This window comes from Aquibacillus sediminis, assembly GCF_005870085.1.
Classification (GTDB): domain Bacteria; phylum Bacillota; class Bacilli; order Bacillales; family Amphibacillaceae; genus Aquibacillus_E; species Aquibacillus_E sediminis.
In genome coordinates this window covers 21,690-32,184 of sequence record NZ_SZNM01000036.1, presented here as the reverse complement: position 1 = coordinate 32,184, position 10,495 = coordinate 21,690, and the positions used below count along the sequence as shown (strand labels likewise).

The window sequence follows — 10,495 nt, the reverse complement described above, 5'->3', positions numbered from 1 at the left end:
TCTAGTTGAAAATGTTATTTTACTCATGTTGTCCTCTTTTCCCCATATCTTGAAACTTAAGTATATAAAAAAATACCTGTAGTTTAAACACTCTTTTTCAAGTGTCCTAACTACAGGTACCATTTTAGTTGCTGGGGCTCTTTTTTTGTGTTTTGTGGGGAGTTGGTAGGTGGAGATGATGAACCGGCTCCTTCATCTTGCCGGTTCCTTATTCCGCTAAAGAGCAGAAAAAGGAAGTTTTTGGGCGTGAGGCGGTCCGTGGTTCCGTTAATTAGGCCAATCCGAGTTTAAAAGTCAAGAAAATCACTAAATAACGGAACGAGGAACCGGCAAACGAACGGAAATTGCAGTTTTAGGGCAAATAGCGGAATGACGATCCGCCACGACGTGCATTATTTTGAACTTTTAACACTATTATAAAAATGTTCACAATTTCCGATATTTTTAAAAGAACTGGTGAATTGAATTTAATAAGCTATATTCTACTCGTATTTTTGTCGTACGCAGTAGAATAATGGGAAAATAAGCCTATTTGGTACAATCGTTTCTTTGAAATGGCAAGTGGCGCGATCGTTTTATCCGTGCTATAACAGAATCAACAACAAAAAACGGAGGTGCCCATCGTGCAACGTTCTTGTTCAGATTGTAGTTTTATGAATGAAAAACTAAAACAACATGAACAAACGATCACACAATTATTGGCAATGGTTGCAGTAACAAATAGAAAATTGAATGAGCTGACAAGGAAGCAAGAACAGTTAGAACAGGTCCAATTGCAATCGCCCCGGATCAAAGTTGCCCCAACTCAGCCTCAATAATCCGCATGTTGCCCCAACGAGATGAGTAGCTCAGCCCCGAGCTACTCATTTTTCTATGGATATTGTTGCTTTTGACATCATAAATATAAACACTGTCGCAGTAGGACAGGTTAAATCATTTGAGCGGATACTCTGTTTATAAAGGTAATGACTTATACAAAATATTTTTATAAAAAGCTCTCTTGTAAGATTGTTGGTGCACAGTAACTACATATTGTGCAATAAATATTTCAAAACAGTTTACATGATCAATCTGATTTTTGCTCTCGCTAACGTATATTTAAGGCTTTTTCGTACGTAATCGAGCTAATTTTCCCCTCTCTAACGTATATTTAGGGCTTTTTCGTACGTAATCAAGCTATTTTTTGTCCTTATCACGTATGGTTCACTATACCAAATTACTTATTGCGTATTATATAGCAACCACACATTCAAAACCAACAACGATTTACAAAAAGAAGGTTACATAAATCAGCAAACTTCGTAGGGGAATGACACAATAGCATTCTTGTCATCGGTTAGGCCTAGTGTTATTATTAAGTTTGGACTATACTATACTCAATTAAAATGTACAAACGAATAAAGGATACAAGCAGTGGACATAGATCAAGTAATGATCCACAAATGAATCCAACCATAAATCATTTAACATGACTGTTTAGAGGAGCGTTAGTATGCGTGGATTATTAAAGAAAGTGTTTGGTGATGGCAATCAACGCCAATTAAATCGACTACAAAAAGTAGTGGATGAAGTGGAAGCGATGGAACCAGACATCGAAAAATTGTCAGACGAAGCATTAAGTGCAAAAACGGAAGAATTCAAGAAGCGATACCAAGATGGAGAATCGCTTGATGATATGATGGTAGAAGCTTATGCTGTTGTGCGCGAGGGAGCTAAGCGTGTCTTGAATATGCGTCCGTTTCCAGTGCAAATTTTAGGTGCGGTTGCCTTACATGAAGGAAACATTGCCGAGATGAAAACAGGGGAAGGGAAAACATTAGCTTCCACCATGCCAGCTTATTTGAATGCAATCACTGGTAAAGGTGTACATATTATCACCGTGAACGAATACTTAGCAGACCGTGACGCCAAAGAAATGGGACAACTTTATGAATTTCTAGGCTTAACGGTTGGTATGAATGGTAACAGCATGACAAAAGAAGAAAAACGTGCCGCCTATTTGGCAGACATTACGTATGGTACAAACAATGAATATGGATTCGATTACCTACGTGATAACATGGTGCTATATAAAGAGCAAATGGTACAGCGCCCACTTCATTTTGCCATTATTGATGAGGTCGACTCGATTTTAATTGATGAAGCGAGAACACCATTAATTATCTCTGGTTCAGCACAAAAGTCGGCAACAATGTACCATCAAGCCAATGCTTTTGTTCGAACATTGAAAAATGAAGAAGATTATACGTATGATGAAAAATCAAAGGGTGTGCAATTGACCGAGGAAGGGATGAACAAGGCAGAGCGGTTTTTCTCGATTGAAAACTTGTTTGACCTAAACCATGTGACATTGATGCACCATATTAATCAAGCGTTAAAAGCACACGTATCGATGCATCGTGATATGGACTATGTGGTGGAAGAGGATCAAGTCGTCATCGTTGACCAATTTACTGGACGTCTCATGAAAGGTCGACGCTATAGCGATGGCTTGCACCAAGCAATAGAAGCAAAAGAAGGATTGCAAATTCAAAATGAAAGCATGACACTTGCGTCGATTACGTTCCAGAACTTTTTCCGTATGTATGAAAAACTAGCAGGGATGACTGGTACAGCTAAGACGGAAGAAGAGGAATTCCGTAACATCTATAACATGGATGTTATTGCAATCCCAACGAATAAACCAATCGTTCGTGATGACAAAGCTGATTTAATTTACAAATCAACGGAAGGAAAATATAAAGCTGTTGTGGAGGAAATTAAAGAACGTCATCAAAAAGGACAACCAGTACTTGTTGGTACGGTAGCTGTTGAGACATCAGAGATTATTTCTAAGTTGTTGAAACGTGCTGGTGTCAAACACAATGTATTAAATGCGAAAAACCACTATCGTGAAGCAGAAATCATTGAAGATGCAGGACAACCAGGTGCGGTGACAATTGCGACTAACATGGCTGGTCGTGGTACAGATATCAAGCTTGGTGAAGGTGTCAAAGAGCTTGGCGGACTTGCCGTTATTGGTACAGAGCGACACGAATCACGCCGAATTGATAATCAGTTACGTGGTCGTTCTGGTCGTCAAGGAGACCCAGGTGTTACTCAATTTTATCTATCGATGGAAGATGAATTAATGCGCCGCTTTGGTTCCGATAATATGAAAAATATGATGGAAAAACTGGGGATGGATGACACGCAACCAATTGAAAGTAAAATGGTTTCCCGTGCAGTCGAATCCGCACAAAAACGTGTGGAAGGGAACAACTTTGATGCTCGTAAGACAGTTCTTTCATACGACGATGTGTTACGTGAACAACGTGAGATTATTTACAAACAACGTTTTGACGTGATTGAATCGGAGAACTTACGAGAAATTATTGAGCCGATGATTCGTTCGACCGTGGAAAATCTAATCCATCGCCATACCCAAGATGACGCGGAAGAAAACTGGAACACATCGGCAATTATTGAATATCTCCATGCCAACTTGTTAGAGCCTGATTTAATTGTTGAACAGGACTTAAAAGGAAAAGAACCTGAAGAAATGATCGAGCTGGTCATGGAAAAAATCAATGCTAAGTATGACCAAAAAGAACAAGAACTCACTCCAGAACAAATGAGAGAGTTTGAAAAAGTCATCGTGCTACGTACGGTTGATACTAAATGGATGGACCATATCGACCAAATGGATCAGTTACGTCAAGGAATCCATTTGCGTGCATATGGCCAAAATGATCCATTGCGCGAATACCAAATGGAAGGTTTCTCCATGTTTGAGGCAATGGTGGAATCGATCAATGAAGAAGTTGCCCGCTACATTATGAAGGCACAAATTAGGGAAAACTTACAACGAGAAGAAGTTGTAAAAGATGCTAAACCCGTGTCAGGTGGCGAAGACAAGAAACAAAAAGTCAAGCGCCCGTATGTAAAAGGAGAAAGCATCGGTCGAAATGACCCATGCCCATGTGGAAGCGGCAAAAAGTATAAACAATGTCATGGTAAATAATAGAGAATGAATAAAGGGAGGCACTCTTTTCGGAGGGTGTTTCCTTCTATCATGTATGAGGTGAATTTTAAATGGAATTAGTAGAAATTAAACAAGAACTTGAAAAAATGGCTAATCGTTTAGCGGACTTTAGGGGGTCTCTTTGACTTAGAACAAAAGAGGGCTCGTATTGCAGAACTGGAAGAAATCATGACGGATCCTAGCTTTTGGGATGACCAGCAAAATGCACAAAAAGTCATTAGTGAGGTAAATGGCCTAAAAGATTTGGTTCATACATTTGATCGTCATGTTGAATCCCATGAAAATCTGGAAGTTTCCTATGAATTAGTCAAAGAAGAAAACGATCAAGACTTGCGCGAAGAATTGGAAAATGAAGTAAGCGAACTAACAGAAGCATTGAACAGCTTTGAATTATACATGCTGTTAAGTGAACCTTACGACAAAAACAATGCCATTCTTGAATTACACCCTGGTGCTGGTGGAACCGAATCACAGGACTGGGCTAGCATGTTGCTTCGTATGTATACACGTTGGGCAGAAGCGAAAGATTTCAAAGTGGAAACATTGGATTACTTACCAGGTGAAGAAGCAGGTGTTAAAAGTGTGACACTGTTAATTAAAGGCCACAACGCCTATGGCTATTTAAAAGCAGAAAAAGGTGTCCACCGCTTAGTGCGAATTTCACCATTTGATTCGTCTGGTCGCCGCCATACATCGTTTGTATCTTGTGAAGTAATGCCAGAACTCGATGATGATATTGATATTGACGTAAAAACAGAAGATCTGAAAATAGATACGTATCGTTCCAGTGGTGCAGGTGGCCAGCACGTGAACACGACCGATTCTGCTGTTCGAATTACCCACTTGCCAACGAATACAGTAGTAACTTGTCAGTCAGAGCGTTCGCAAATTAAAAACCGTGAACAAGCAATGAAAATGTTAAAAGCAAAATTATATCAACTAGAAATCGAAAAACAGCAACAACAATTAGATGACATTCGTGGTGAGCAAAAAGAAATCGGTTGGGGAAGCCAAATCCGTTCTTACGTATTCCACCCATATTCGATGATTAAAGATCACCGCACCAACTATGAGGTCGGAAACACACAAGCAGTCATGGATGGTAATCTCGATCCGTTTATTGATGCCTATTTACGTTCAAGAATGAATTAATTTTGTTTATGATAGTGAAGCCTTGGTTAGAGGGGTTTCACTATTTTTTTGTTGAACAATGTGAAATTTGTAGCCAAGTTCAGTTCCAGCGCTACGTTATAACACCCCTTATGATTTATTGTCCCAAAACGAGAGAGCATAACAGGTTTTGGTACAAAAAAAGATTTACTGTCCCAAAATGAGAAAGCATAACAGGTTTTGGTACAAAAAAATGATTTACTGTCCCGAAAGAAGAAAGCATAACAGATTTTGGTACAGAAAAACGATTTACTGTCCCGAAAGAAGAAAGCATAACAGATTTTGGTACAGAAAAACGATTTACTGTCCCGAAAGAAGAAAGCATAACAGATTTTGGGCCAGAAAAATGGTTTACTGTCCCGAAATGAGAAAGCATAACAGGTTTTGGTACAGAAAAACGATTTACTGTCCCGAACTCCAGCCACCACCCCCATCAAAACACTCTACCGCTTTACCACTATACAGTGCTTGATTGTATTGAGAACGGGGGTTGGGGATGTTATACTTCGAAGGTTGGGTGGAGGCATAGAAGAGGCGCAGCAAATACATCTGAAATTGAACTAAAATCCTTCTTCTAATGGAAAAAAGAGTAATAATAGTGAATAAATGCCGCAATTATAACACACCATGCCATACCAACCATGAAGATAGTTAAGCTCGACACGCCAAACAGCATGACACAATATCTATTCAAACAACAACAATAAACAGCGAGGTGTTTCATATGATTGCAAAATATAGAAGAGAACCAGCACCAAGGGCTCTTGTTACTATACTGGAATATACACTTGTCCTTATAGGATCCTTTTTTGTTGCATTAGCATTTAATGTCTTTTTATTACCACATGAAATTGCATCTGGTGGTGTTTCTGGAATTAGTACCATTACTAAGCATGTCTTTGACTGGGAGCCGTCGATTGTTCAATGGGCATTAAATGTTCCGTTATTTTTCGCCGGGGTATGGATCCTTGGGAAGAACTTTGGGCTTAAAACATTGGTAGGAACGGTAATCTTGCCATTTTTCGTCTTTTTAACAAGAGAATGGCCGGTGGCAACAGCTGACCCATTTTTAGGGGCTATTTTTGGTGGTATGGGAGTTGGCCTTGGTATTGGTATTGTGTTTCGCGGAAAAGCATCCACTGGTGGAGTTGATCTCGCTGCACAGATGTTTCACAAATTTATCCCGCTGCCATTAGGTATATGTGTGGCCATTTTTGATGGAATGATCGTAATAACTGCTGCATTCGTATTCTCGATTGAACAAGGGTTGTATGCTTTAATTAGTTTGTTCATCACAAGTCGTACGATTGATTTTGTCCAAGTTGGGCTCAATACATCCAAGAATGTTATGATTATCACGAATCAAGTGGAGGAAGTTCGACAAGTTCTGCTTAACGATGTCGATCGTGGGGTTACGGTATTAAATGGCGCCGGTGGATACACGAATGAAGATCGCAAAGTGTTGATGTGTGTAATTGCGCAAAATGAATTTAGCAAAGTCACCCAAACCGTCAAAAGGATTGATCCTGAAGCATTTCTTGTGGCGATGAATGCAACCGAAGTATTAGGAGAAGGTTTTAAAACAACTTAACATTTCAACAAGACAACGTAAAATTTCCTAATCAATTATACCTATAATAATCCGTTTAAATGTCGAAAAAAGTTGAAAATAGGCTGTTTTTTCGGTACAATTATTCAATGACAACTGAATAATTGGGAAAGAAAAGGCAAACTATTCGAAAGGATACGACGCAAAGCTCAGGGTCTAAAGTAGGGGAAGTATAACTTCTACCATGATCGCCTAGCTACCACAAAATTTGATGATAAATCTAACTAAGTTGGCTACCTACAAATCGTTGGTAGCCTTTTTATTTAGCAAGCAATAAAGGGGATGGAAAATTGTTAAACACAACAGAGCAAAGAAGTAAAACGGTTACCGATCTATTAAATGGGACCATTTCATCTGTTAAAAATGTTATACCAATCAATCATAATACCGAAGCACCACACTTATTAGAAAGTTCTTTAAAGCTAACCTTTGGTGTTCTGATAGGCATTACAGGGGATATAAAAGGAAAGCTAGTGTTGGCAGGTGAATCTACTGTGTTTGGCACGATTGGAGAAAAAATGTTTGGCATGCCACTAGAAGGGGAGATGCTTTCTTCCTTTAGTGGAGAATTAGGAAATATGATTGCGGGTGGACTTTCGACCAATATGAACGTAGATGGAACGCGTATGGATATCACAGCCCCAACCATGTTACAAGGGGATACAACGTTAACAGGCTATGAAAAAGCAGTGAAATTACCAATAGTTTTGGAAGACACTGGGACGATTTTTATTTATATGTTGCTAGATTAATAGTAGGAGGGAAGAGCTAAATGGATACGAATCAATATGTCGAAGTTTTTCTTGATGAAAGTCGTGACCATCTACAAGCAGTGAATGATCATTTGCTCAAATTAGAAAAACAACCGCAAGAAATGAGTTTAGTTGCTGAAATTTTTCGTTCTGCCCATACGTTAAAAGGGATGGCAGCAACAATGGGGTATGAAGAAATAGCTTCCTTAACCCATAAGATGGAAAATGTTTTAGACCTGATCAGAAATAACGAATTACAAGTTACGACGGAAGTAATTGATGTAACATTTGAAGCCGTTGAAGCATTAGAAGAGATGGTTGCTTCGATTGCAGAAGGTGGGGATGGGAAAAAGGATGTCTCCCATTTACTTGCCCATTTACAAAAAATTGAAACAGGAGAAACGGTAGCAGAGGAGTCATCAGAAAATAATCAGTCTCAAACAACAGAGATGGAATTGGATGACTACCAATCAACTGTTATTTCCCAAGCCAAAGAGCAAGGCTATCAAGCTTATAACATAACCATACGTCTAACTGCTGATTGTATGCTAAAGGCTGCACGTGTTTTCATGGTGTTTGAAGGTTTAGAAGAATTTGGGGAAGTGATCCAGTCCGTACCTGCCGCTGAAGAATTGGAAGAAGAGAAATTTGATCAGGAATTCACCGTCCTATTACTTTCTAAACATAACGAAACGGCGATTCAAGAACGCCTTCATAAAGTGTCAGAGTTAGAATCTGTAAACATATCTGTGTTGGCTGATTTGGATAATTCTGCATCACCAAGTCCAAACGAAACCGAATCCAAAGAATCCAAGCAACAAGATGAAAAAATAGAAAAAGAAGATAATACGGCGGCTGAAACGAAACAAACTACTGCCCCTACTCAAGAGAAAAAGCCTTCAACATCAAAAACGATTCGCGTAAATATTGAACGAATTGACAGCATGATGAATTTATTTGAAGAAATGGTGATTGACCGTGGTCGACTGGAAGATTTATCGAAACAATTAGGCAATCATGAACTAATCGAAACGGTGGAACATATGTCAAGAGTTTCCCAAGACATGCAAAGCATGATGTTGACGATGCGTATGGTGCCGATTGAACAAGTATTTAATCGCTTCCCGCGAATGGTACGAGGCCTAGCTAAAGATCTAGAAAAAGATTTGGAACTACATATTAGTGGTGCCGATACCGAATTAGACCGGACTGTTATTGATGAGATTGGGGATCCGCTTGTCCATTTGATCCGTAACTCGATTGACCATGGGATTGAAAGCCCTGAAAAGCGGAAGCAACAAGGCAAACCTGTTAAAGGTACATTGCAATTACGTGCATTCCATAGTGGCAATCATGTCATGATCGAGATGGAAGATGATGGTGCCGGGATTAATCGTGAAAAAGTCATCGAAAAGGCAATTGCCAATGGAATATTGAGTGAAGATCGTGCAGAAAAGCTATCCGATGAAGATGTATATGATTTAATTTTAACATCAGGTTTCAGTACTGCTGACAAAGTCTCCGATATCTCTGGACGTGGTGTTGGGCTAGACGTGGTACGAAATAAAATTGAATCACTTGGTGGACATATTTTTGTTGAATCAGAACCAGGACATGGAAGTAAATTTTCGATTCAACTACCATTAACCTTGTCGATTTTATCAACCTTACTTGTAACTGTTTCAGACGAAACCTATGCGATTCCATTGTCATCGATTGAGGAAACTGTTGCATTAACAAATGATCAAATCATGAATGTACAACAGAAACCTGTGATGGATTTTAGAGGAAAAGTGATCCCGATTGTTTCATTAGCAGATGTGTTTGAAGTGCCTCAAGAGGAACGTACCGAAAAAACAGACATCTCTGTCGTTGTTGTCAAAAAAGGCGAGAAAATGACAGGCTTAATTGTTGACTCTTTCATCGGACAAAAAGAAGTCGTGTTAAAGTCATTAGGAAACTATTTGAAAGATGTTTATGCAATCTCAGGCGCAACGATTTTAGGGGATGGCCATGTTTCGCTAATCATTGATCCAAATGCATTAATAAAATAGGTAGAGGAGTTTTCACAATGGAGGAAATATCCAAAGTTATTGTGTTTCAATTAGCAGACGAGCATTATGCTGCAGATATCAAACAAGTCAGTTCGATTGAAAAGCTTGAGCATGTTACGACAGTACCTCGTACCGCCGACTTTATTAAAGGCGTCATCAATCTACGTGGGAACATAACGCCAATTATTGACTTAAAGGAACGGTTACATATCGGAAAGGCGGAATACACCGATAATACGAGAGTTGTAATCATCACGATTGAGGATATACAGGTAGGGTTAATCGTGGACTCGGCGACAGATGTAGTTGACATTGATCCGGAAACGATCGATGATCCACCGCAAATGATTGGAAGTGTAACAGAAGAATATATCACAGGTGTTGTAAAACGAGACGATCAATTAATTATTTTATTAGACTTAGATCGTGTACTTAATGTTGATGAAATAAATGCTGTCGAAGATACAATTACAGATTAAGGAAGGGGATTCAAAATGGCAAAAATTTTAGTTACAGATGATGCTGCATTCATGCGCATGCAGTTAAAAGATATTTTAGGAAAACTAGGTCACGAGGTAGTTGGAGAGGCTGAAAATGGTCAAGACGCGATTGAGAAATATGCCGAATTGCAACCAGATTTAGTGACGATGGATATTACCATGCCTGAATTAGATGGCGTCGAAGCGTTGAAAGCAATAAAACAAAAGGATGCAGGTGCAACGGTGATTATGTGTTCTGCCATGGGACAACAAGATCGCGTTGTCGAAGCGATCCAAGCCGGAGCAAAAGACTTCATCGTCAAACCATTCACACCAGATCGAATTGAAGAAGCATTAAACAAAGTATTATAAACAGAGGCTCATTTTTAGTAGATTAATATTGTACA

Annotated in this window: 8 protein-coding genes and 1 riboswitch; all 8 genes read left to right on the top strand. The window is 39.2% G+C overall.

Translation table 11 applies throughout. From position 1 onward, the window contains the following. Window positions 1–623 precede the first annotated feature (623 nt). Complete coding sequence (locus FCI53_RS19720; RefSeq protein WP_138420720.1) at window positions 624–818, top strand: hypothetical protein; 195 nt, start codon at window positions 624–626, stop codon at window positions 816–818. Window positions 819–1,492: 674 nt separating this feature from the next. Continuing rightward, window positions 1,493–4,003, top strand: coding sequence for a preprotein translocase subunit SecA (gene secA / locus FCI53_RS19715; protein ID WP_138420719.1), 2,511 nt, complete (start codon window positions 1,493–1,495; stop codon window positions 4,001–4,003). A gap of 71 nt (window positions 4,004–4,074) precedes the next feature. Then, window positions 4,075–5,176, top strand: a protein-coding gene (prfB, locus tag FCI53_RS19710; RefSeq protein WP_138420718.1) for a peptide chain release factor 2 whose coding sequence is annotated in 2 segments (ribosomal slippage) — window positions 4,075–4,146 and window positions 4,148–5,176 — 1,101 coding nt in all. Because the reading frame shifts where the segments join, the coding sequence is not laid out codon by codon here. Between the two features lie 742 nt (window positions 5,177–5,918). After that, window positions 5,919–6,785 carry a YitT family protein gene (locus FCI53_RS19705; protein WP_138420717.1) on the top strand — a complete coding sequence of 289 codons (867 nt, stop codon included), beginning with the start codon at window positions 5,919–5,921 and terminating at the stop codon, window positions 6,783–6,785. A 125-nt stretch (window positions 6,786–6,910) separates the two neighbouring features. Next, a riboswitch (cyclic di-GMP riboswitch) is annotated at window positions 6,911–7,007 on the top strand. Between the two features lie 86 nt (window positions 7,008–7,093). Next, complete coding sequence (locus tag FCI53_RS19700; protein WP_138420716.1) at window positions 7,094–7,555, top strand: chemotaxis protein CheX; 462 nt, start codon at window positions 7,094–7,096, stop codon at window positions 7,553–7,555. 20 nt (window positions 7,556–7,575) lie between these two features. Further along, window positions 7,576–9,609, top strand: a complete 2,034-nt coding sequence (locus FCI53_RS19695) for a chemotaxis protein CheA (protein WP_138420715.1) — start codon at window positions 7,576–7,578, stop codon at window positions 9,607–9,609. 17 nt (window positions 9,610–9,626) lie between these two features. Next, entirely contained in the window at window positions 9,627–10,088 is a 462-nt protein-coding gene (locus FCI53_RS19690) for a chemotaxis protein CheW (RefSeq protein ID WP_138420714.1), read from the top strand. A gap of 15 nt (window positions 10,089–10,103) precedes the next feature. Next, window positions 10,104–10,460, top strand: coding sequence for a response regulator (locus tag FCI53_RS19685; RefSeq protein WP_138420713.1), 357 nt, complete (start codon window positions 10,104–10,106; stop codon window positions 10,458–10,460). The last annotated feature ends 35 nt before the right edge of the window (window positions 10,461–10,495 follow it).

Bases quoted from the DNA above. Each gene is read 5' to 3' on its own strand.
- secA (WP_138420719.1), top strand. From the start codon at position 1,493: ATGCGTGGATTATTAAAGAAAGTGTTTGGTGATGGCAATCAACGCCAA.
- FCI53_RS19690 (WP_138420714.1), top strand. From the start codon at position 9,627: ATGGAGGAAATATCCAAAGTTATTGTGTTTCAATTAGCAGACGAGCAT.
- FCI53_RS19705 (WP_138420717.1), top strand. From the start codon at position 5,919: ATGATTGCAAAATATAGAAGAGAACCAGCACCAAGGGCTCTTGTTACT.
- FCI53_RS19685 (WP_138420713.1), top strand. From the start codon at position 10,104: ATGGCAAAAATTTTAGTTACAGATGATGCTGCATTCATGCGCATGCAG.
- FCI53_RS19695 (WP_138420715.1), top strand. From the start codon at position 7,576: ATGGATACGAATCAATATGTCGAAGTTTTTCTTGATGAAAGTCGTGAC.